The organism is Rhizobium sp. AN73 (genome assembly GCF_030757975.1).
Taxonomy (GTDB): domain Bacteria; phylum Pseudomonadota; class Alphaproteobacteria; order Rhizobiales; family Rhizobiaceae; genus Agrobacterium; species Agrobacterium arsenijevicii.
This window is the reverse complement of the sequence record NZ_JARWME010000002.1, coordinates 1,037,341-1,057,960: the sequence shown is the minus strand read 5'-3', so window position 1 is coordinate 1,057,960 and position 20,620 is coordinate 1,037,341. Positions and strand designations below refer to the sequence as shown.

General features: G+C 59.4%; 20 protein-coding genes and 1 pseudogene. 9 read left to right on the top strand and 12 right to left on the bottom strand.

Annotated features, from left to right (window positions below):
- Window positions 1-56 precede the first annotated feature (56 nt).
- Together mgrA and RBH10_RS15160 are read left to right on the top strand one after the other, a co-directional pair.
- Entirely contained in the window at window positions 57-1,088 is a 1,032-nt protein-coding gene (gene mgrA / locus RBH10_RS15165) for an L-glyceraldehyde 3-phosphate reductase (RefSeq protein WP_281036655.1), read from the top strand.
- Window positions 1,089-1,280: 192 nt separating this feature from the next.
- Entirely contained in the window at window positions 1,281-1,607 is a 327-nt protein-coding gene (locus tag RBH10_RS15160; protein ID WP_281036656.1) for an RcnB family protein, read from the top strand.
- 68 nt (window positions 1,608-1,675) lie between these two features.
- On the opposite strand, the gene gndA is transcribed toward RBH10_RS15160, so the two are convergent.
- The 5 genes from gndA to ccoG form a co-directional block, all read right to left on the bottom strand.
- Window positions 1,676-3,106, bottom strand: a complete 1,431-nt coding sequence (gene gndA, locus RBH10_RS15155) for an NADP-dependent phosphogluconate dehydrogenase (protein ID WP_281036657.1) — start codon at window positions 3,104-3,106, stop codon at window positions 1,676-1,678.
- A 166-nt stretch (window positions 3,107-3,272) separates the two neighbouring features.
- Window positions 3,273-3,431 (bottom strand): cbb3-type cytochrome oxidase assembly protein CcoS, encoded by a 159-nt coding sequence (gene ccoS, locus RBH10_RS15150; RefSeq protein ID WP_003515291.1) that lies wholly within the window; start codon window positions 3,429-3,431, stop codon window positions 3,273-3,275.
- Window positions 3,428-5,719 carry a cation-translocating P-type ATPase gene (locus RBH10_RS15145; protein WP_281036658.1) on the bottom strand — a complete coding sequence of 764 codons (2,292 nt, stop codon included), beginning with the start codon at window positions 5,717-5,719 and terminating at the stop codon, window positions 3,428-3,430. The genes ccoS and RBH10_RS15145 overlap by 4 nt, the downstream gene beginning before the upstream one ends.
- On the bottom strand, window positions 5,716-6,216 hold the full coding sequence (locus RBH10_RS15140) for a FixH family protein (RefSeq protein WP_281036659.1): 501 nt from the start codon (window positions 6,214-6,216) through the stop codon (window positions 5,716-5,718). The genes RBH10_RS15145 and RBH10_RS15140 overlap by 4 nt, the downstream gene beginning before the upstream one ends.
- Entirely contained in the window at window positions 6,213-7,796 is a 1,584-nt protein-coding gene (gene ccoG / locus RBH10_RS15135) for a cytochrome c oxidase accessory protein CcoG (RefSeq protein ID WP_281036660.1), read from the bottom strand. Before ccoG ends, RBH10_RS15140 begins: the two co-directional genes overlap by 4 nt.
- Window positions 7,797-7,936: 140 nt before the next feature.
- Between ccoG and RBH10_RS15130 the strand changes: the two genes are divergently transcribed.
- The 3 genes from RBH10_RS15130 to RBH10_RS15120 are packed head-to-tail and all read left to right on the top strand — an operon-like array spanning window position 7,937 to window position 9,172.
- Window positions 7,937-8,341, top strand: coding sequence for an SRPBCC family protein (locus RBH10_RS15130; RefSeq protein WP_281036661.1), 405 nt, complete (start codon window positions 7,937-7,939; stop codon window positions 8,339-8,341).
- An 11-nt stretch (window positions 8,342-8,352) separates the two neighbouring features.
- Window positions 8,353-8,709, top strand: a complete 357-nt coding sequence (locus tag RBH10_RS15125; RefSeq protein ID WP_281036662.1) for a VOC family protein — start codon at window positions 8,353-8,355, stop codon at window positions 8,707-8,709.
- 16 nt (window positions 8,710-8,725) lie between these two features.
- Entirely contained in the window at window positions 8,726-9,172 is a 447-nt protein-coding gene (locus RBH10_RS15120) for a VOC family protein (RefSeq protein WP_281036663.1), read from the top strand.
- A 56-nt stretch (window positions 9,173-9,228) separates the two neighbouring features.
- On the opposite strand, the gene ccoP is transcribed toward RBH10_RS15120, so the two are convergent.
- The 5 genes from ccoP to cobU all read right to left on the bottom strand — a co-directional run bounded on the left by ccoP (window position 9,229) and on the right by cobU (window position 13,359).
- Window positions 9,229-10,092 carry a cytochrome-c oxidase, cbb3-type subunit III gene (gene ccoP, locus RBH10_RS15115; protein WP_281036664.1) on the bottom strand — a complete coding sequence of 288 codons (864 nt, stop codon included), beginning with the start codon at window positions 10,090-10,092 and terminating at the stop codon, window positions 9,229-9,231.
- A 3-nt stretch (window positions 10,093-10,095) separates the two neighbouring features.
- Entirely contained in the window at window positions 10,096-10,248 is a 153-nt protein-coding gene (locus RBH10_RS15110; protein ID WP_003502810.1) for a CcoQ/FixQ family Cbb3-type cytochrome c oxidase assembly chaperone, read from the bottom strand.
- A gap of 12 nt (window positions 10,249-10,260) precedes the next feature.
- A complete protein-coding gene (gene ccoO / locus RBH10_RS15105; RefSeq protein ID WP_045016328.1) occupies window positions 10,261-10,992 on the bottom strand; it encodes a cytochrome-c oxidase, cbb3-type subunit II in 732 nt (243 codons plus the stop codon).
- A 10-nt stretch (window positions 10,993-11,002) separates the two neighbouring features.
- Complete coding sequence (gene ccoN, locus RBH10_RS15100; RefSeq protein WP_281036665.1) at window positions 11,003-12,625, bottom strand: cytochrome-c oxidase, cbb3-type subunit I; 1,623 nt, start codon at window positions 12,623-12,625, stop codon at window positions 11,003-11,005.
- Window positions 12,626-12,837: 212 nt separating this feature from the next.
- Window positions 12,838-13,359 carry a bifunctional adenosylcobinamide kinase/adenosylcobinamide-phosphate guanylyltransferase gene (gene cobU / locus RBH10_RS15095; protein ID WP_281036666.1) on the bottom strand — a complete coding sequence of 174 codons (522 nt, stop codon included), beginning with the start codon at window positions 13,357-13,359 and terminating at the stop codon, window positions 12,838-12,840.
- A 502-nt stretch (window positions 13,360-13,861) separates the two neighbouring features.
- Here cobU and RBH10_RS15090 point away from each other — a divergent pair.
- Entirely contained in the window at window positions 13,862-14,554 is a 693-nt protein-coding gene (locus RBH10_RS15090; RefSeq protein ID WP_281037373.1) for a DUF599 domain-containing protein, read from the top strand.
- Window positions 14,555-14,622: 68 nt separating this feature from the next.
- Window positions 14,623-15,588, top strand: coding sequence for a heparan-alpha-glucosaminide N-acetyltransferase (locus tag RBH10_RS15085; RefSeq protein ID WP_281036667.1), 966 nt, complete (start codon window positions 14,623-14,625; stop codon window positions 15,586-15,588).
- 159 nt (window positions 15,589-15,747) lie between these two features.
- On the opposite strand, the pseudogene RBH10_RS15080 reads toward RBH10_RS15085, so the two are convergent.
- Both RBH10_RS15080 and mgtE read right to left on the bottom strand, forming a co-directional pair.
- Window positions 15,748-16,133: pseudogene (locus RBH10_RS15080) on the bottom strand (MerR family DNA-binding transcriptional regulator).
- Window positions 16,134-16,218: 85 nt separating this feature from the next.
- The gene (gene mgtE / locus RBH10_RS15075; RefSeq protein ID WP_045016334.1) at window positions 16,219-17,646 is read right to left on the bottom strand and encodes a magnesium transporter; all 1,428 of its coding nucleotides are present in this window, start codon (window positions 17,644-17,646) and stop codon (window positions 16,219-16,221) included.
- Between the two features lie 371 nt (window positions 17,647-18,017).
- Between mgtE and RBH10_RS15070 the strand changes: the two genes are divergently transcribed.
- Both RBH10_RS15070 and RBH10_RS15065 read left to right on the top strand, forming a co-directional pair.
- The gene (locus RBH10_RS15070) at window positions 18,018-20,318 is read left to right on the top strand and encodes an FdhF/YdeP family oxidoreductase (RefSeq protein ID WP_281036668.1); all 2,301 of its coding nucleotides are present in this window, start codon (window positions 18,018-18,020) and stop codon (window positions 20,316-20,318) included.
- Window positions 20,318-20,620, top strand: coding sequence for a hypothetical protein (locus RBH10_RS15065; RefSeq protein WP_281036669.1), 303 nt, complete (start codon window positions 20,318-20,320; stop codon window positions 20,618-20,620). The genes RBH10_RS15070 and RBH10_RS15065 overlap by 1 nt, the downstream gene beginning before the upstream one ends.

Below are 20,620 nucleotides of genomic sequence, written 5' to 3'. Positions count from 1 at the left end.
TTTAAAAGTTTGCCGGGTTCTCCGGCAACCATTCATCAGCAAGTGGAGGAAGACCCATGGTTTGGCAACCGGCCGAAAACCGATACACATCCATGAAATACAATCATTGCGGAAAGACCGGCCTGAAGCTGCCGGCGATCTCGCTGGGGCTCTGGCACAATTTTGGCAATGACACGCCGCACCAGACGAAACAGGCCATTTGCCGTCGCGCCTTTGATCTCGGCATTACCCATTTCGATCTCGCCAACAATTACGGCCCGCCGCCCGGCAGCGCGGAAACCGCCTTCGGTGAAATCCTGAAAACGGATTTTGCCGGATACCGCGACGAAATGATCATCTCGTCCAAGGCCGGTTACAACATGTGGCCGGGTCCTTACGGCGAATGGGGCAGCCGCAAATATCTGATCTCGTCCTGCGACCAGAGCTTGAAGCGCATGGGGCTGGATTACGTCGATATCTTCTATTCCCACCGTTTCGACCCCAACACGCCGCTTGAGGAAACCTGCGGTGCGCTGGACCAGATCGTGCGCTCCGGCAAGGCGCTTTATGTCGGCATTTCGTCCTACAACTCGAAACGCACCCGCGAGGCCGCCGCCATCCTGAAGGATCTTGGCACGCCCTGCATCATCCACCAGCCGAGCTACTCGATGATCAACCGCTGGATCGAGGAAGATGGTCTGGTCGATACGCTGGAAGAGCTGGGCATCGGCTCCATCGTGTTTTCGCCACTGGCACAGGGCATGCTCACCACGAAATATCTCGGCGGCGTGCCGGAAGGCAGCCGTGCGTCGCAGAGCAAATCCCTCAACCCGGCCTTCCTCAACGAGCGCAACGTCGAAAACATTCGCGCGCTCAACCGCATTGCCGAGCGGCGCGGCCAGACGCTGGCGCAGATGGCGATTGCCTGGGTACTGCGTGGCGGTCGCATCACCTCGGCGCTCATCGGCGCAAGCCGTGTCGAACAGGTGGAAGATTGCGTGAAGGCGCTCGACAATGCCGATTTCTCTGCCGAGGAACTGGCCGAAATCGACCGTTACGCCAAGGACGCGGATATCAACCTCTGGGCAAAATCTGCTGAGCGCGTTTGATGTTTGAAACAGGCCGGCCGGTTTCCACCGGGCGGCCTGACCACCCTATAACACGACACGAAATCTCCAACTGAAAGATTAACGTCCGCACCTAACCATTAACAACCATTACATAAATGTAATTTTAAGTTCAGTTTCCGTTCATTCGTTTATTCGTAAATTCTCCTCATCGAAACACGAGAGGAGACTTCCATGAAAAAGTTCGTCACCATTCTTCTGGCCGCCACCGTTCTCGCAGCTCCGTTGGCTCAGGCACAAAGCCGTTACGACGATCGCCATCGCGGCGTCACCATCGATCGTCAGATGCATACGAAAAAGGTCATCATCAAGAAGCATCGCTGGGATCGCGGTCAGCGCCTTTCGCCGGCAGAGCGTCGTCATTTTGTCGACCGCCGCGATTATCGCCGCTACCGTCTTGCCGAGCCGCGCCGTGACCAGCGCTGGGTGCGCGTCGACAACCAGTTCCTGCTCATCAACGCCGTCAGCGGCCTGATCGTCGGCCTCGCTGCCACTCGCTGAGTGAAGTCATCGGATGAAATGAAAAGGCCCGCTTGCGCGGGCCTTTTGTCGTTTATCGTTTCAGCCGATCAGAAAATGTCGGCGCCGCTGCCCCATGGGCCGTGCGGCTTGTCGACGCCGTCGGTGCGTTCGAAACCATGCGCGCCAAAGAAGTCGCGCTGCGCCTGGATGAGGTTGGCGCTGCCGCGGGCGCGGCGATAGGCGTCAAAGTAACCAAGCGCCGAAGCGAGTGCCGAAACCGGCAGACCCGACAGAACCGCGTAGGAAACCACACGGCGCAGAGCAGCGTCGGTGTCCTTGACGATGCCGGAGAAGGCAGGCGTCACGATGAGGTTGGCTACATGCGGATCCTTGGTGAAGGCCGAGGTGATCTCATCGAGGAATTCCGAGCGGATGATGCAACCGGCGCGCCAGATGCGGGCAATGGTCGGCATCGGCAGGTTCCAGTTAAACTCCTTCGATGCGGCAGACATGATCGCGAAGCCCTGTGCGTAAGCACCAACCTTGGCGGCCAGAAGCGCGCTTTCCAGATCGGCGATGAAGGCCTTCTTGTCAGCGGGCGTTGCTGCGACGGTCGGCAGGCCGAAGATCTTCTCGGCAGCTTCGCGCTCGTCCTTCTGCGAGGAGAGAATGCGGGCAGCCACGGCCGCCTCGATGGCGGTTGCGGCGACGCCCATGTTCTGCGCCTCGATGACCGACCACTTGCCGGTGCCCTTCTGGCCGGCCTTGTCGAGGATCAGATCGACCATCGGCTTGCCGGTGATCGGATCGGCGGCGCGCAGAACCTTCTCGGTGATTTCGATCAGGTAGGAGTTCAGGCGGCCCTTGTTCCATTCGGCGAACACGTCAGCGATTTCGACGGCGCTCATCTTCAGGCCGTCACGCAGGATGCCGTAGATTTCGGCGATCATCTGCATGTCGGCATATTCGATGCCGTTATGGATGGTCTTGACGAAATGGCCAGCGCCGTCATTGCCGAGCCATGCCACGCACGGATCGTCATTGTACTTGGCGGAAATGGAGGTCAGCACCTTTTCGACGCGCTTCCAGCTATCTTCGGTACCGCCGACCATGATCGACGGTCCGTGACGCGCACCTTCTTCACCGCCGGATACGCCCATGCCGATAAAGGTCAGGCCGCTGTCCTTCAGATTGTCGAAACGGCGGATCGTATCACGGAAGTTGGCGTTGCCGGCGTCGATCATAATGTCGCCGTTTGCCAGATGGGGTTTAAGGATTTCCATCTGCTGGTCTACCGGATCGCCGGCCTTGATCATGATGATGATCGGGCGCGGAGGGCGAATGGCGGCGACGAATTCCTCGATGGTTTCGCAAGGGATCAACTGACCCTGCAATTCCCCAGCTTCGGCGTAGAATTTTTTCGTCGCTTCAGGGGTTCGGTTGAATACGGCAATCTTGTTGCCCTTTTCCGCGATGTTCAACGCCAGGTTCGAGCCCATGACGCCGAGACCGATCAAACCGATTTCTGCCTGTTCCACGGATGTGCCTCCATCTTGCTTTTAGGTGGTCGTGTTGTGGCACTGTAATCACCAAACGGCAAGGCTGAGGGCGACTGAAACGATTAAATTTTGATGACGCAAATCAGCTTTGCATATTTGTATAAGGTCGAAGCAGGCTCGAAACGGAAACCGCGCCTTTTTTGTCTTATGAAGGCCGGGGCCTGTCATCGCCATCGTCCAGCGCCCGCCAGGCGGCCCCATCCATATCCTCATATTGCCCTGATCGCACCGACCACAAGAAGGCGAAAAGCCCGAGCGCACCGAGAAACAGGGCGACGGGAATGAGATAGATCAGCATGTTCATGCCGGTTGCGCCCCCTCGCCCGCAAATCCCGTCATCACCGCTTCGTTCTTTGAAACGGGCTCGGCCGCTCCCGCAAGGCGCAGGGCATTGGCAACGACGATCAGCGACGATGTCGACATGGCGATGGCAGCGATCATCGGCGTCGCATAACCGGCAATCGCAATCGGCACGGCGATGATGTTGTAGCCGATGGCAAGGGCGAAGTTCTGCCGGATGAGCCGCCCGGCCCGGCACGACGTCTCTATCGCGAAAGGAACAGCGTCGAGATCCTCATGCATGAACACGAAATCGGCAGCCTGCCGGCCGATATCGGCGGCGGTGGCAGGCGCCGTGGAAACGTGGGCTGCGGCAAGCGCCGGGGCGTCGTTGATGCCGTCGCCCACCATCAGCACCTTGCGTGCCTCACTCGCCAGCGCCGCACACCGCCCCGCCTTGTCTTTCGGCGACAGGTCCGCGTTCCATTTACCGATCCCCAGACGCTGTGCCATGGCTTTGACCGCGGCTGCACGGTCGCCGGACACGATTTCCTGCACCAATCCCCGCGCAGAAAGATCACGCAGTGCCTGCACTGCGCCGGGACGCGGATTGTCTTCGAAACCGAACGTCGCCAGATGCCGACCGTCGAGGGAGAGCACCACTTCCGACCGCGCATCGCCATCTTCCGGCAGTGTATCTTGCGGACAAGCAAACCGGCGGTTGCCGAGCCGGTATGTTCCCGCCGCCGTCAGAGCCTCGACGCCGGAACCGGGAATTTCTTGCACCGCGTCGTAGACCGGTAAAATTCCGGCATAGGTGGCATACAAAGCTTTAGACAGCGGGTGGCGCGAATGGGCGGCGAGGCCAGCCGCAATCGCCATAGTTGCGGGTTTCACGTCGCCGGTTTCCACCAGCCGAGGTTTTCCAACCGTCAGGGTGCCCGTCTTGTCGAATAGCACGGTGTCGATTTCGGCCAGTCGCTCCATCGCCGAACCTTCCTTGACCATGATGCCATGCCGGAAGAGCCGCCCTGCCGCCACCACCTGCACCACCGGAACGGCGAGACCAAGCGCGCAGGGGCAGGTGATGATGAGAACCGCAATCGCAATCAGCATAGCCTGCTTCCAGTCACCGCCAAAAATGCCCCAACCGAGGAAGGTCACGAGAGCAAGAAGATGCACGACGGGCGAATAATAGCTCGCGGCGCGGTCGGCGATGCGCCGGTAACGCGCCCTTCCGCCTTCTGCCGCTTCCATCAGCCCGATCACTTCCGAAAGAAACGAATCCTTTGCCGATGCGGTTACTCGTGCGGTCAATGAACCGGTGAGATTGAGCGTACCGGCCTGAAGCAGATCACCCGCCTCTACCCGGCGCGGCGCGCTTTCGCCGTTGACGATGGACATGTCGAGATCGCTGCTGCCGCTGATGACCATCGCATCTACGGCCACGCGGTCACCGGCGGCAATTGCTATCGCCATGCCGGGCTGGACATCGCCAAGCGGACGATATTCCCGCGTCCCGTCCTCACCGATAACGGTTGCGCCGCGTGGTGAAAGCCGGGCCAGGCCCGCAATGGCCGAACGCGCCCTGTCACGCATGATATGGTCAAGCGTGCGGCCAATCAGCAGGAAGAACAGCAGCGACACGGTCGCATCGAACCACGCATGTTCGCCATGATGAATGGTCTCCCACAGCGAGATTGCGTAAGAGAGCGTGATGGCGAGCGCAATCGGCACATCCATATTGGTGCGGCCATGCTTCAGCGCATTCCACGCCGACTGGTAAAAGAAGCGACCGCCATAGATCAGCGCCGGCGCGGCGATCAGCGCCGAAATCCAGTGAAACATGTCGCGCGTCGCCGCATCGGCCCCGGACCAGACGGAGACAGACAGCAGCATGATATTGGCGGAAGCAAAGCCGCAGAGTGCCACCGCCCGGATCAGTTGCGAGCGCAACGCGTCCGAGGCATCCTGTCCACTCGCGAAAAGATGCGTGGAATATCCCGTCGACAGAATGGCACGGGCGAGGTCGGCGGGGTCTGTTCTGATGCCGTCGATCTCCTCCCTCCAGACAATCGCCACCCGTTTGGAGGACAGGTTCACGCGCGCCTGCTCCACTTGCGGCAGACGGCGGAGCGCGGTCTCAACGGTGGTAATGCAGGCGCCGCAATAAACGCCGGGCACGCTGAGATCGGTCTGGCGCAACCCCTGCCCCAGATCGCGGCTTGCCAGCATCAGCTCCTCTGATGATGGCGGGTTAACCGGCTCGCCAAGTTGAAGCGATCCTTCCGTTCCGGGTGCGCAGCAACTCATTTTCGCCCCCGGATGACCGCGATCCGCGTGCCCTCATGCACAATGATCCTGCCGTCCTTGACGGCGGTGACCTCGACGATCCACTGGCCTGGCAACATGTCGTGCTTGGCCGTGAAGGCACCGGTGGAAACCGGCGTCAGTTCCATGTCGAAATTCTGGTGCTCGCCGACCGGACGGCGGAAATGTGCCGTTACCGTGTCCGTATCCACAGGACCGGTATCGGGATGAAACACTTCGTAGCGCACGGTTTTTTCATCCACCACCAGCCTGCCCTTGATGCCGGTCGCAGCCCTTGCCTTGGCGGCCTCGGCCTTGGCGTTGAACTGCTGGCTGGCGACGTAGGTATTGGGCACCACCAACCCGCTCCAGCTGGTAACGGCATTCCACGCCATCACCATGTTGACGGTAATGATGGTTCCGAAGAACAGCACCATCACGCCCAGCATATGCCAGCCAGTGAAAACAAAGCCGGACGTCTGGCGATTGGTCGTTGTCATTTTTTCACTCCCGGAGCGTTGAAGACGGCATCGTAACGGGCCGTTTCATGGCCACCCGTATCGCTGACGATGAATTCGAAATTTTCCGCAGCCCGCGCCACATCCCCGCCCGGCAGGGTGACGAAGACCTTCAGCGTCGTCGCCTCGTCCGGCTCCACCGTCACTTCGAAGGCGCGCGCGGCTGCGTCCGGCATGCCGTTGATCTTCATCACCGCATTCGGAATACCCTCGATCGTCAGACTTATCGTGCGCGGTTGCGGCACCATATTGAGGATGCGTACGGTATAACCGTTGCGGATCGACCCGTTCGATTCCAGCACATATTGCGGATTGCGGTCATGCAGCACATTGAGCGCCAGCCGCTCGCGCGTCACCAGCGCCACCAACAGGCCGATGCCGACGGCAGCCCAGATCGCCGTGTAAAGAAGCGTGCGCGGGCGAAAGACGATGCGCCAGTCGAAATGGCGAATGCTGTTTTTGAAACTGCCGTCCTCCTCGCGCACATTGGCGGGACGGATCGCGTGCCGGCCGTTGTCGGTCGCAAGCGCCATGTTGGACTGGTATTCGGACAGCGTTGCATAGGCGATCAGCCCTCGCGGCTTGCCGATCTTGTCCATCACCCCATCACAGGCGTCGATGCAGAGCGCGCAGGTGATACATTCCAGCTGCTGCCCGTCTCTGATGTCGATGCCCATGGGACAGACCGCCACGCAGGCGTTGCAATCGACGCAATCGCCGATGCTCTCCCCTGCCGCGGCTGCCTTTTTTGCATGCCGAGAACGTGGTTCGCCGCGCCAATCATTATAGGTCACGACCAGCGAATTCTCATCCAGCATCGCCGCCTGAATACGCGGCCAGGGACACATATAGGTGCAGACCTGCTCTCGCATCAGCCCGCCGAAAACGTAGGTCGTGGCGGTGAGGATCGCGACGGTGGAATAGGCGATCATCGGCGCCTGCCCCGTCATGAACTCCATCGCCAGCGTCGGCGCGTCGGCAAAATAAAAGATCCAGGCGCCGCCGGTCAGAACGCCGATCACCAGCCAGATCGCATGTTTCAGGACGCGTTTGCGCAGCTTGTCGAATGTAAAGGGCGCGGCATCCAGCTTCATGCGGGCATTCCGGTCGCCCTCGATCGCCCGCTCGACGACCAGAAACAAATCCACCCAGACGGTCTGCGGACAGGTGTAACCACACCATGCGCGCCCCACGGCGGAGGTGACGAGAAACAGCCCCAGCCCCGCCATGACCAGCAATCCCGCGACGAAAAAGAACTCCTGCGGCCATATCTCGATGAAGAAGAAATAAAAGCGTCGGTTGGCAATATCGATCAGCACCGCCTGATCGGGCGCGTAAGGTCCCCTGTCCCAGCGCAGGAACGGCGTCAGATAATAAATCCCGAGCGTTACGAGCATTACCAGCCACTTGAACCGCCGGAACCGGCCCTCGGCGCGCTTGGGAAAAATCTTCTTGCGCGCTTCATAAAGCGGCTTGCGCGTCTTTGCGGAATTGACGGCTTCCGCTTCCAGCCTTTCGACGGGCTGTTGCGGGCGGTCCTGTCCGGCGGGATAGATGTTCATGTTAAGGAGTCCGTTTTTATCTCCTTGCTTTCTCCCATCTCACCGGCAAAACATCCTTGACTTACATCAAGTGAAGACAAAGTGGCGCAGCAAGGGCCTTACACTGGAGCGGGGGCCTGCACCTGAACGGGGAGGATGAAATGCCTGTCATGCAGTCGAGAATCATTCATCTGTCGGTCGAAAAACCGTGGAGCCATGTCTATGATTTCACATCCGATCCGCAGACCATGCCACGTTGGGCCGCCGGTCTTGCGGGTGGCCTCAAAGCGGACGGCGAAGACTGGATCGCCGATGGCGGTCCGCTTGGTGAAGTGCGCGTCAATTTCGCGCCGACAAACGAATTCGGCGTGGTAGACCATGTCGTCACATTGCCCGATGGCCTGAAGGTCTATAACGCGCTGCGGGTGACGCCGAATGGCAGCGGCGCTGAAGTAAGCTTCACGCTGCTTCGCCTTCCGGGCATGACGGACGAAGATTTCGAACGGGATGCGCAAATGGTCCGGGCAGACCTCGAAACATTGAAGTCACTGCTCGAAACGGAATGATGGAGAAAACGATGACCACCAATACCAACGACCGGCGGATCGATTACGTCGAATTCAATGTGACCGATATCGAGCGCAGCAAGGAATTTTACGGTGGCGCTTTCGGCTGGTCCTTCAAGGATTATGGTCCACAATATTGCGAATTTTCCGACGGCCGGCTGACCGGCGGTTTCACCACCACCGCACCGGTCTCTGCCAAGGGCGGGCCGCTTGTCATTCTCTACGCCGCCGATATCGAGGATATGCAACGGCGCGTCGAGGCAGCCGGCGGACAGATCAGCATGCCGCTTTTCGAATTTCCGGGCGGACGGCGCTTTCACTTCACTGATCCGGACGGCTATGAACTGGCCGTCTGGTCGAAAAGCTGATCGGCAGGAGCCCCCCATGACTTTGACTACGCCGCCTTTTTCGTTGGTCGGCATCGATCATGTCGTCTTCATCGTCGACGACATGATGCGGGCGCTTGATTTTTACCGGAACGTGCTTGGGTGCAGGGATGGTTACTCCTACCCTGCTCTCGGGATGGAACAAGTCTGGTGCGGAAATGCCTTGATCGTACTGTGGGATGTCACACACCCCGGTGGCACAAAAGCTGCTCCGCCGGTCGCCGGAGGACGTAATGTCGATCACATCTGCATAGCGACCGGTCCTCTGAACCATGACGCGCTTCGCGCACATCTGGCGAAATTTAACGTTACGATAGAACAGGAAGCCTTTCACGGGGGTGCGAGAGGAATGGGACATTCGTTCTATTTGCGTGATCCTTTCGGCAACAAGATCGAGTTGAAAGGACCTGCCGAATATCCGGATGGACGGGCGGAAAACGCCTGATCTAAACAATAAAAAAGGGCGCCTCCTCGGCGCCCCTTCTTTACATTCCGCGTGCTTCACTCACCACCACCCAGCGAATGCACGAAGATCGCAAGCTGCTTGACGGTCGTATCGCCAAGCCGCGCGCCCCAGGCGGGCATGACGCCGTGCTTGGGCGAACGTATCTGCGCGACGATCCCCTGCTCGCCATTAGCTTTCAGCCAGATGGCATCGGCAAGGTTGGGCGCACCGAACTCGCGGTTGCCCTTGGCGTCATCGCCATGGCACGAAGCGCAATTATCGGCGAAGACCTGCTTGCCGGGTTCCACCAGCGCGGGATTGGAAGGCTTGCCCGTCAGGCTGACCACATAGGCGGCGACTTCGCGGATTTCGTCTGACTTGAGGATGTCGCCGAAGGCCGGCATTTCCGACAGACGCGTATCGGGGTCGTCGGCAAAACGAATACCGTGCTTTACCGTCGTATAGATGTCCTCGACACTGCCACCCCACATCCAGTCGTCGTCGTTGAGGTTGGGATAACCCTGCCCGCCTTCAGCGCCCGAACCGTGACACTGGATGCAATTGACCTTGAAGGCAGCGGCGCCACCAGACAAAGCAAATTGCCGTAGCGTCGGGTCGGCCTCGATCTCGGCAAGCGAGGAACTGGCGATCCTGTCGGCATAGACACTCTGCGCCTGCTTCGCGTCAGCCATATCGGCGGCGATCTCGCCACGGCTGCTCCAGCCGAGCAGCCCCTGCGTCGCACCACTGATCAGCGGGTAAGCCGGATAGGCAATGGTGTAACCGATTGCCCAGAGGATCGTGAAATAAAAGGTCCAGACCCACCAGCGCGGCATGGGATTGTTCAGCTCGCGAATACCGTCCCATTCGTGGCCGGTGGTTTCGACGCCGCTGATGTCATCGATGTGTTTTTCGGACATATCCTAGTCCTCCTTAAGCGGAATGCTGGCGGCATCGTCCGCGGCTTTTTTCGATCCGGGACGAAGGGTAAAAACGACGACACCGGCGAAGAACAGGGTCATGGCAAGTAGGCCCCAACTGTCGGCGAAGTGGCGCATGGCCGTGTAGGTTTCCATCGTTTCGCCTCCTCACCGATATCCGGCGGCATCGTCATAGGTCGAGAAATCGACCAGCGTGCCGAGCATCTGCAGATAGGCGACCAGCGCATCCATTTCGGTGAGCTTGGCCGGATCACCATCGAAATCACCGACCTTGGCCTTGGGATAGCGCGCTAGAAGCTCGGTCGTATCCGCGTTCGGATCGGCCTGGGCGGCAAGATCGACTGCGGACTTCTCGATCATCTCATCGCTGTAAGGCACACCGACAGCGCGGTTCGCCTTCAGCTCCATCGAGATATCCGTAATCTTCAGCGGCGTTGTCTTGAGGAACGCGTAGGACGGCATGATCGATTCCGGCACCACGGAGCGCGGATCGGCCAGATGCTGCACATGCCATTCGTTCGAATAGCGATCACCGACGCGGGCAAGATCGGGGCCCGTGCGCTTGGAACCCCACTGGAACGGATGGTCGTACATGGATTCCGCCGCCAGACTATAGTGCCCGTAACGCTCCACCTCGTCGCGGAACGGCCGGATCATCTGGCTGTGGCAGACGTAACATCCTTCGCGGATGTAGATGTTGCGCCCGGCCAGTTCCAGCGGCGTGTAGGGCCGCATGCCTTCCACTTTCTCGATGGTGTTTTCGAGATAGAAGAGCGGTGCGATTTCCACGATGCCGCCAATCGAGACGACCAGCAGCGAGCCGACCAGAAGCAGCGTGGCGTTGCGTTCGATGACGCCGTGTTTGTCGAGTATTGACATCGACCCCTCCTTATTCGGCAGGCTGCAGCGAAGGTGCGGCGTCGTTGCGGACGCCCTCCTCGCGTTGATGACCGAGGATGGTCATCGTGACGTTGTAGGCCATGATCAGTGCCCCGCTGAGGAACATCAGGCCGCCCAGCGCACGCATTACGTAATAGGGGAACAGGGCCGCGACCGATTCCGCGAAGGAATAGACGAGGAAGCCCTGGCTATCGTATTCGCGCCACATCAGCGCCTGCTGGATACCGGCCACCCACATGACGGCGGCGTAGATGACGATGCCGAGCGTGGCGAGCCAGAAGTGCCAGTTGACCAGTTGCAGGCTGTAGAGACGGTCCCTGCCCCAGAGTTTTGGCGTCAGGTAATAGATCGCGCCGAAGGTGATCATGCCGTTCCAGCCGAGTGCGCCCGAATGTACGTGGCCGATGGTCCAGTCGGTATAGTGGCTGAGCGAGTTGACGGCCTTGATCGACATCATCGGCCCCTCGAAGGTCGCCATGCCATAGAAGGCCACCGCCATCACCATCATGCGCACGATGGGATCGGTGCGGATCTTGTCCCACGCACCCGAAAGCGTCATCAGGCCGTTGATCATCCCGCCCCAGGACGGCATCCACAACATGATCGAGAACACCATGCCGAGCGTCTGCGCCCAGTCCGGCAGCGCCGTATAATGCAGGTGGTGCGGACCGGCCCAGATGTACATGAAGATCAGCGCCCAGAAGTGGATGATCGACAGTCGGTAGGAATAGACCGGGCGGTTCACCTGCTTCGGAATGAAATAATACATCATGCCGAGGAAGCCGGCGGTGAGGAAGAACCCGACGGCGTTGTGGCCGTACCACCATTGCGTCAGCGCATCCTGCACGCCCGAGAAAGCCGAGTAGCTTTTGACCCCGAGGAAGGACACGGGCACCGCCAGATTGTTGACGATATGCAGCATGGCAATGGTGACGATGAAGGAGAGGTAGAACCAGTTCGCCACATAGATATGCGGCTCCTTGCGCATCAGGATCGTACCGAGGAAGGTGACGAGATAGGCGACCCAGACGATGGTCAGCCAGATATCGACATACCATTCCGGCTCGGCATATTCACGACCCTGCGTGATACCGAGCAGATAACCGGTGGCGGCCATGACAATGAAGAGATTATAGCCCCAGAAGACGAACCAGCCGAGATTGCCGCCAAACAGGCGCGCGCGACAGGTTCTCTGCACGACATAAAATGACGTCGCGATCAGCGCATTTCCCCCGAAAGCGAAGATCACCGCAGAGGTGTGCAGCGGCCGCATCCGGCCGAAGTTGAAATAGGGTGCGATGTTAAGATCGGGAAAGGCGAGCTGAAGCGCCACCACGACACCGACCAGAAAACCGACGACGCCCCAGAACACGGTGGCGACGACGCCGTATTTCACCACCTCGTCGAAATATTCCGACTTGAGGCGGGCACGCGCGGCCGGATCGACAGGCGCGAAGGAGACACGGCGCAGCAGAAGCACCGTGCTGACCAGCAGTGTAAAGAACAGCACCCACATATGGGCCGCGAAAAGACTGTCATGGGCGAAAGCCGCCCCAAGCAACGCGAGAAAGGCCCCGAGGGCCACGATCGCGGTTTCTAACGTGTAATTCATTGTTGGTTTCCCCCAACGTGCAAGCCGACCGACGAAAGGCACGGCGCGCTTTACGAAGCGGAAACGGGCCTTTGCGTCGGTTGGAGCATTGCCACCGGCGGGGGGAAGCCACCTTGATCCAGATCAAGAAAGCCAAGCTGTCGCAGCGCCGGCAAAACCGCGCCGGGGTCTAGCGAAAACAATTGCGTTGGAGCAAAAAAAGAACGGGTGCTTCAGCCCTTCATCTTCAGGGGCAATCCCGCCGCAACGAAATAGACCTCGCCGACCACGGCAGCAACACGCTGGTGCAGGCGGCCGGCATGATCGCGAAACTCTCGCGCCATTCGGTTTTCCGGCACGATACCAAGACCGACCTCGTTGGAGACGACAATCAGCTTCGACTTCGTCGAAGCGATCGCTGCCTCGAGTGCGGCGAACGCCGTCTCTATGTCGGCCTCTTCCATCATGAGATTGGTGAGCCACAAGGTCAGGCAATCGATGAGGATGACATTGTCCGGCCCGTCGAGCCGCGCGAGCACGGCGGCGATATCGACCGGTGCCTCGTGGGTGGTCCATTCCTCGCCGCGCCGCGCCTGATGATGGTCGATGCGATCGCGCATCTCATCGTCCCATGCCCTGCCGGTTGCCAGATAATGCAGACGCCCGCCGGCATTGCCCGCAAGTTCCTCGGCAAAACGGGACTTGCCGGAGCGCGCGCCGCCAAGAATGAAAACGGAGCGGTTTTTATCTGTCATGAGGAACCTGAAAGAAAAGGATAAACGGACCGGCATCATTGCGATATCGCAAGCCAGAAGCAGCTGGTCATGAAGGGAACGATTCGTAGAAAAGGCGTCCCCCGGTTGTTCATGCCGGACTGCCGATGATACCGGGCCGGAGACAACAAGACCTGTCCGCACGATGCAGGACACATAACAGCCTTGGCAACCCCGGATGCCGGAAACACCGGTCCTGACAAAAGGCTAGGTGCGAACGGCCATTCTGTCAATCGACCGGTGATATCGACGGGAAATCAAAGCGGAACCGGTACGCAAAACCTGAACCCGGAACCGGCAGACCTTCGTCCGCGCCGGAATTGATAAAGCCACTTGGTTACCGGAACGTTAGCAGAAAGTGAAATGGCGAAGCTGCAACGCGGCGGGAGAATATGTGCCCATGGCGGCGGCCGCCATTGCCTTGCCATGGCCTTCAAATCAATATGCTTTCGAAGATCGCAAACAGCAAGGTGACCTGCCCGTGATGACCGTCATGGACTACGTATCGATCGTCGTTTTTATCGTGTTATGGGCTACCTATACCTACCTCACGACGGGAACGACGCTGTTTTCGAGAACCAGCCTCAATCAGGCCATGGCGGAGCGTCGTCGCGACTGGATTTACAATTCGCTCAAACGCGACCTGAAGATGATCGACACCCAGATCATGGCGGGCTTGCAGAACGGTACGGCCTTTTTCGCATCCACCTCGATCTTCGCCATCGGCGGCTGTTTTGCGCTGCTGGGGGCGACCGATCGGGTAGAATCGGTCTTTCGCGACCTGCCCTTCGTACATTATGCCGGACGCACGGCCTTCGAACTGAAGGTCATGGGGCTCACCTGTCTGTTCGGCTATTCGTTCTTCAAGTTCGGCTGGTCCTACCGGTTGTTCAACTATTGCACGATCCTGTTCGGCGCCATCCCCATGGTCCACGACGTCAATGCGGATCGCGAAGCCGCCGAGCGCGCCGCCGAAAACGTCATAAAGATGAACATCATCGCTGCTAAGAACTTCAACGACGGCCTGCGGACGATCTTTCTGTCGATCGGCTATCTCGGCTGGTTCATCAGCCCCTATGTCTTCATCGCCAGCACCGTCATCATCATCGTGGCGCTGTTGCGCCGTCAGTTTTTTTCCGAAGCCCGCCGCGCCATCATGGACAGGACCGGGCCTTGAAATAGCCGCACTTCACGGGCCAAGCCCTGAACGGACAACGGCTCCAGACAGCTGAAACAGCGGGAATTATGGAAACAATCACAACCGCAACCGATACCCGCCGCAAAGGCCGCATAGGCGGTCTCGATACACTGCGCGGGCTCGCCCTCATCGCCATGGCGTCCTACCACTTCACGTGGAATCTGGAATATTTCGGCTATCTCGATCCCGGTACGGCGACCACTGGCCTGTGGAAACTCTATGCGCGCGCCATTGCAAGCTCGTTCCTGTTCCTGGCCGGTTTCAGCCTGTTTCTCGCCCATGGCAAAGCCATAAACTGGCCGTCCTTCGGCAAGCGTTTTGCAATGGTGGCGGGTTCGGCGCTGCTCATTACCGTCGCCACCTATTTCGCCTTTCCGGACAGCTTCATCTTTTTCGGCATCCTGCACAATATCGCCGCCGCAAGCCTCGTCGGACTGTTGTTCCTGCGCGCACCTGCGCTGGTGACGCTGCTTTTCGCAGCACTTGCCTTTGCGCTGCCGCACTATGTCCAGTCCGATCTGTTCAACAGCAAGTGGCTGGCCTGGGTTGGATTTTCCACCATGCCGCCGCGCTCAAACGATTATGTGCCGCTCCTGCCCTGGCTTGCGCCGTTCCTCGCCGGGCTTGCTGTTTCGCAATTCGTTACGCCGCGCAATTGGCTGGACCGTTTTCGAAGCCCAAGCTCACCCCGCAATCTGATAGCAAGTGCGGGCCGTCACAGCCTTGCCTTTTACCTCATCCATCAGCCGGCCCTGATTGGCCTCGTCTATGCCGTGTCGCTCGTTGCGCCGCCTCCGCCTGTCGATCAGGTCGAGCTTTACAAATCGAGCTGCGAGAAAAGCTGTGTCGAACAGGCGAACGGTGTGGAATTATGCCAGCGCTTCTGCGGCTGCACGCTGGAAAAGCTGCAGGCGGAAAGCCTGTTCGACATCATGATGGAAGGCAAACTCAACACCGAGCAGCAGACGAAGGTAAGCGATGTGGCGCAGCAGTGCACGGTTGAGGCGCAGTAGCGCTTTTGGTCTGTTAGACTGGCCGACGTAAATGGAGCGTTACCGCCCCACACTCGGCGTCATCCTCGGGACAAGCCCGAGGATGACGGATGGAAAGGTTTCACCTTCCGCAGGCAATCTGAAAGCCGTCACGTCAAGCGCAATAGCGGGACCCCTTGATCAGGTCCCGACGCCGATTTCGGCAAGCCGCGTGAGGCAAGCTTCCTCGACATTGTCGAGTTCGGCCAGCGTCTCTTCGATGTCCTTGCGCTTTTGCCGGAGATCGGCGCGCTTTTCATCGACCTTCTTCATCAGAAGCACAAGCTGGCCCGATCGCCCGGCGGCTCCTTGTAGACGTGAATAATCTCGCGAATTTCCGCGATCGTGAAACCGATACGACGGCCACGCAGGATTTCCTGAATGAGACGCCGGTCCGCAGACCTGAAAAGCCTCGTGCGCCCGCGTCGCTCAGGGTGAATGAGGCCCTCATCCTCGTAAAATCGCAAGGTGCGGGTGGAAACACCGAATTCGCGTGTCAGTTCGGTTATGCTATAATACTTGTCCAAGGGCCTATCCGATTCATAACCGGACAATTATTATTTGACCTTCACGTAAAAGTCAATTTTTGCCCATCATTTTCGCCTCTTCGGCCTATCCGGAAATACCGTACCACCAGGTGGCGATGCCCAGAAAGGCAAAAAATCCGACAATGTCTGTCACCGCCGTCACGAAGACGGCAGAGGAGACGGCTGGGTCCGCCCCGAACCTGTCGAGAACCAGCGGAATGAGAATGCCTGCCAGCGCTGCCGCCAGCATGTTGAGACACATGGCTGTCGCGATGATGCCGCCAATATGGATATCCTGAAACCACACGCCGGCGACAATGCCGATGGCACAGCCGAACAGCAGGCCATTCAGGATGCCGACACCCGCTTCGCGCCTGATAATGCGGGCGGCGTTGTGAATATCGAGGCTTTTGGTGGCAAGTGCCCGAACGGACACGGTCATGGTCTGCGATCCGGCATTGCCGCCCATGCCGGCAACCGTCGGCATCAGGATCGCCAGCGCAATGATCTGCTGGATCGTCGCGTCGAACAGGCTGATGACGGAGGCGGACAGGAAGGCGGTAAGGAGGTTGACGGCAAGCCACGGCACGCGCGAACGCGAAGTGCTGGCGATGCTGTCAGACAATTCCTCGTCGCCCACGCCGCCAAGGCGCAGCAAATCCTCTTCGGCTTCTTCCTGAATGACGTCGACCACGTCATCGATGGTAAGCACGCCGACCAGCCGGCCGTTATTGTCGACTACGGCGGCGGACAGAAGGTCGTATTGCTCGAAAAGCTGCGCCGCTTCTTCCTGGTCCATTTCGGCCGGAATGGAGTGGTTGGTCTCGTGCATGATCGTTTCGATCTTCACCTGACGCTTGGCGCGCAGCACCCTGTCGAGATCAAGCGCCCCGACCAGCTTGAAGGTGGGGTCGATGACGAAGATCTGTGTGAAGGAGTCAGGCAATTCCTCTTCTTCGCGCAGATAATCGATGGTCTGCCCCACGGTCCAGAACGGCGGCACGGCGACGAATTCCGTCTGCATGCGGCGGCCGGCGGAACTTTCCGGATAATCCAGCGCCCGCATCAGCCGCACCCGTTCGGTGAACGGCAATTGCGAGAGGATGTCCTCGCGATCCTCGTCGTCGAGGTCTTCGAGAATATAGACCGCGTCGTCCGAATCCAGCTCGCCGATACCGGCGGCGATCTGCTCGTTCGACATCTGGTCAACGATATCGAGACGGATGCCCTCATCCACCTCGGTCAGCGCCGTCATGTCGAAATCGGAACCCAACAGCCGCACGAGTGCATGGCGTTGTTCCGGCATGATGGATTCGAGTACGTCGCCGAGTTCCGACTCATGCAGCCGCGCCACGTTCTTGCGCAGGAAAAGCAGATCGCGGTCGGCAATCGCCGCCCCCACCATCGCCAGAAAATCCGAGCGGACGGAGCCGTCCTCGGCATAGATATCGGATGGTGCCTCTGTCGGTTTCATCTCTTCGGGCGCGAGAAGATCGTCGTCACGGTCTGTCATCTGGCGTCCCCTTCTCTAAATGCCGCAGTGCACGAATTTGCAGGCAGAATGGCGTTAAAAAGTATATTGTCAACAACCGGATAGGCGAAAAACAACAGGCTCCGGAACTGCGACGGAAATGTCATGAACCGCCCCTTTGCGAGACCATGACTGAAGAGCGCAGCACTCAATGATCATGCGTCAGCGGGCACGGTGCCTCAATTCACACAACGTCCATGAAGCCGTTGCCGTTCCGTAAGGACCGGGAAGATAGAGATTGACATATGTCGCCCATAGACGATTCTGAAAGAGCTTTTTTTATATATGATCGGCCACCGCAAAACGGTATCCACCCTGCGGTCGATCAGAAAAATTTCAGGACAATCACGACAATGAGCAAGACGGATTTCATCGGCAAGGCATCCGCCGCCGCAGGTGGCTGGGGCGCGCTTAAAAGCGTTGGCAAACGGCTGATGGAGTCAGGTGCGCCGATTTCCGGTGCACGGGCGCTATTGAAGGCAAACCAGCCGGATGGATTCGACTGCCCGGGTTGCGCATGGGGCGATCCCGAACACGGCTCCTCGTTCGAATTTTGCGAAAACGGCGTCAAGGCGGTCGCGTGGGAAGCGACGGAAGCCCGGGTGCCGCCCGATTTTTTCGCCACCCGCACCGTCTCAGAACTGCGCGGCTGGTCTGACTATGAACTGGAAAAACAGGGCCGCCTCACCCACCCGGTGCGATACGACCGGGCAACCGATAAATATCTGCCGGTGTCCTGGGACGATGCCTTTGCCGAAATCGGTGAGGTCCTCAAAAGCCTCGACAGCCCGGATAGGGCGGAATTCTACACATCCGGCCGTGCCTCCAACGAGGCGGCCTTCATCTATCAATTGATGGTGCGGCTTTACGGCACAAACAATTTCCCCGATTGCTCCAACATGTGCCACGAGGCGAGCGGCGTCGGTCTCAAAGCGTCGATCGGCGTCGGCAAAGGCACGGTGCTGCTCGAGGATTTCGAACAGGCGGACGCGATTTTCGTAATCGGCCAGAACCCCGGCACCAACCACCCGCGCATGCTGGGCGACCTGCGCCGCGCCGCCCTTCGTGGCGCGAAGATTGCCGTCTTCAACCCGATCCGTGAAAAGGGTCTGGAACGTTTCGCCGACCCGCAGGACAAGATCGGGATGATCACCGGCGGCAACACCAAGATCGCCACCAATTATTACCAGCCGCGACAGGGCGGCGACATGGCTGCGGTGCGCGGCATGAGCAAGGCGATCTTCGCCGCTGACGATGCAGCAAGGAAGGCTGGAGAACCCGCCATCATCGATTACGATTTCATCGCCGAACATGCCGTGGAGTTCGAAGCCTACCGCGCCGCCGTCGAGGCAACGACGTGGGAAACCATCCTCGACCAGTCCGGCCTGACCCGCGCGGAAATCGAGGAAGCGGCCCTTATCTACATGAATGCCGGCTCGGTCATCACCACATGGGCAATGGGCGTCACGCAGCACCGCCACTCGGTCGTCATCGTCCGCGAGATCACCAATTTCATGCTGCTGCGCGGCAATATCGGCCGTCCCGGTGCCGGTCTTTGCCCGGTGCGCGGCCATTCCAACGTGCAGGGTGACCGCACCGTCGGTATTGACGAGAAAGCACCGCCTGCCCTTCTCGATGCGCTGGAAAAGGAACTCGGCGTTTCCATGCCGCGCAAGCCCGGCCACAACACTGTCGAGGCCGTTGCCGCCATGCTGGATGGCAAGGCGCAGACTTTCATTGCGCTCGGCGGCAACTTCCTGCGGGCGACGCCCGACAGCCCGCTGATCGTCAAGGCTTTTGAAAAGCAGAAACTGACGGTCAATATCGCCACCAAACTCAACCATTCGCATCTGGTGCCGGGCGAAACCTCCTTCGTGCTGCCCTGCCTGGGACGCACGGAGATCGACCGCAATTCGGCGGGAAAGCCACAGATCGTCACGGTCGAGGATTCCATGAGCATGGTGCATGGTTCCGGCGGCATCAACCCGCCTGCCTCGGACGAACTGCGCTCTGAAGTCGCCATCGTTGCCGGCATCGCGCAAGCGACGCTCGGCAATGTTCATGTCGACTGGAAGGCGCTTGCCGATGATTACGATCTCATCCGCGACATGATCGAGCGGGTCATCCCCGGTTTCGACAATTTCAACGAGCGCGTCCGTGTGCCGCGCGGTTTTCACCTGCGTAATGCCGCGGCCGAACGGGAATGGAACACGCCGGCGAAAAAGGCCACTTTCTATAGCGGCCCGCTGCCCGAACAGACCGAGCACCAGCAGGCGCTCAGCCGCAACGACCTTTTTGTGCTGCAGACATTCCGCAGCCACGATCAGTACAACACCACGATCTACGGCATGGACGACCGTTATCGCGGCGTCTATGGCGAGCGTCAGGTCATCTTCATGAACCCTGCGGATATGGAGGCGCTCGGCGCCCATTCCCGCCAGCGCGTCGATGTCATCGGGGAATTTGGTGACGGCGTGGAGCGCATTGCCGAGAACTTCCGGCTGGTTCCCTACAATATTCCGCGTGGCAGCGTCGGCGGCTATTATCCGGAACTGAACGTGCTGGTGCCGCTGACGAGTTACGGCGAAGACAGCTTCACGCCGACATCGAAATCGGTGCTCGTCTCCTTCCGTCTGCGTCCGGATGCGCCTTGATGGATGAGGAGCAATCCGCAGCTTCCTTCATGGCGGCAGTGGAGCAAATCGTGCAAGGGTCCTCGCAGGCGCTTAACGCCACGGGCGCGGCTATCGTGCTGGCAATCCAGCTGGATATCGCCACCGACAGCCGCAGCATCGCGAACCGGCTGGGGCTTGCGCACGCGCTCGTCCTGCGCGAAATCTCGGCCCTGTCGCCGCGTTTCGTGCGGGTGACGAAACGTGATGTCCGCACCCAGCGCAGCTTTCTGGAGGCGACGGCGGAGGGGCAAGCACTTGTCACGCCGCCCTCCCGGATTTGA

Coding starts and splice junctions, on each gene's coding strand:
- RBH10_RS15120 (WP_281036663.1), top strand. CDS start 8,726: ATGACTTTGACTACGCCGCCTTTTTCGTTGGTCGGCATCGATCATGTC.
- ccoP (WP_281036664.1), bottom strand. CDS start 10,092: ATGTCCGAAAAACACATCGATGACATCAGCGGCGTCGAAACCACCGGC.
- ccoN (WP_281036665.1), bottom strand. CDS start 12,625: ATGAATTACACGTTAGAAACCGCGATCGTGGCCCTCGGGGCCTTTCTC.
- RBH10_RS15125 (WP_281036662.1), top strand. CDS start 8,353: ATGACCACCAATACCAACGACCGGCGGATCGATTACGTCGAATTCAAT.
- RBH10_RS15070 (WP_281036668.1), top strand. CDS start 18,018: ATGAGCAAGACGGATTTCATCGGCAAGGCATCCGCCGCCGCAGGTGGC.
- RBH10_RS15090 (WP_281037373.1), top strand. CDS start 13,862: ATGACCGTCATGGACTACGTATCGATCGTCGTTTTTATCGTGTTATGG.
- RBH10_RS15160 (WP_281036656.1), top strand. CDS start 1,281: ATGAAAAAGTTCGTCACCATTCTTCTGGCCGCCACCGTTCTCGCAGCT.
- RBH10_RS15145 (WP_281036658.1), bottom strand. CDS start 5,719: ATGAGTTGCTGCGCACCCGGAACGGAAGGATCGCTTCAACTTGGCGAG.
- ccoG (WP_281036660.1), bottom strand. CDS start 7,796: ATGAACATCTATCCCGCCGGACAGGACCGCCCGCAACAGCCCGTCGAA.
- mgrA (WP_281036655.1), top strand. CDS start 57: ATGGTTTGGCAACCGGCCGAAAACCGATACACATCCATGAAATACAAT.
- ccoO (WP_045016328.1), bottom strand. CDS start 10,992: ATGTCAATACTCGACAAACACGGCGTCATCGAACGCAACGCCACGCTG.
- cobU (WP_281036666.1), bottom strand. CDS start 13,359: ATGACAGATAAAAACCGCTCCGTTTTCATTCTTGGCGGCGCGCGCTCC.
- RBH10_RS15130 (WP_281036661.1), top strand. CDS start 7,937: ATGCCTGTCATGCAGTCGAGAATCATTCATCTGTCGGTCGAAAAACCG.
- RBH10_RS15110 (WP_003502810.1), bottom strand. CDS start 10,248: ATGGAAACCTACACGGCCATGCGCCACTTCGCCGACAGTTGGGGCCTA.
- mgtE (WP_045016334.1), bottom strand. CDS start 17,646: ATGACAGACCGTGACGACGATCTTCTCGCGCCCGAAGAGATGAAACCG.
- RBH10_RS15140 (WP_281036659.1), bottom strand. CDS start 6,216: ATGACAACGACCAATCGCCAGACGTCCGGCTTTGTTTTCACTGGCTGG.
- RBH10_RS15085 (WP_281036667.1), top strand. CDS start 14,623: ATGGAAACAATCACAACCGCAACCGATACCCGCCGCAAAGGCCGCATA.
- RBH10_RS15065 (WP_281036669.1), top strand. CDS start 20,318: ATGGATGAGGAGCAATCCGCAGCTTCCTTCATGGCGGCAGTGGAGCAA.
- ccoS (WP_003515291.1), bottom strand. CDS start 3,431: ATGAACATGCTGATCTATCTCATTCCCGTCGCCCTGTTTCTCGGTGCG.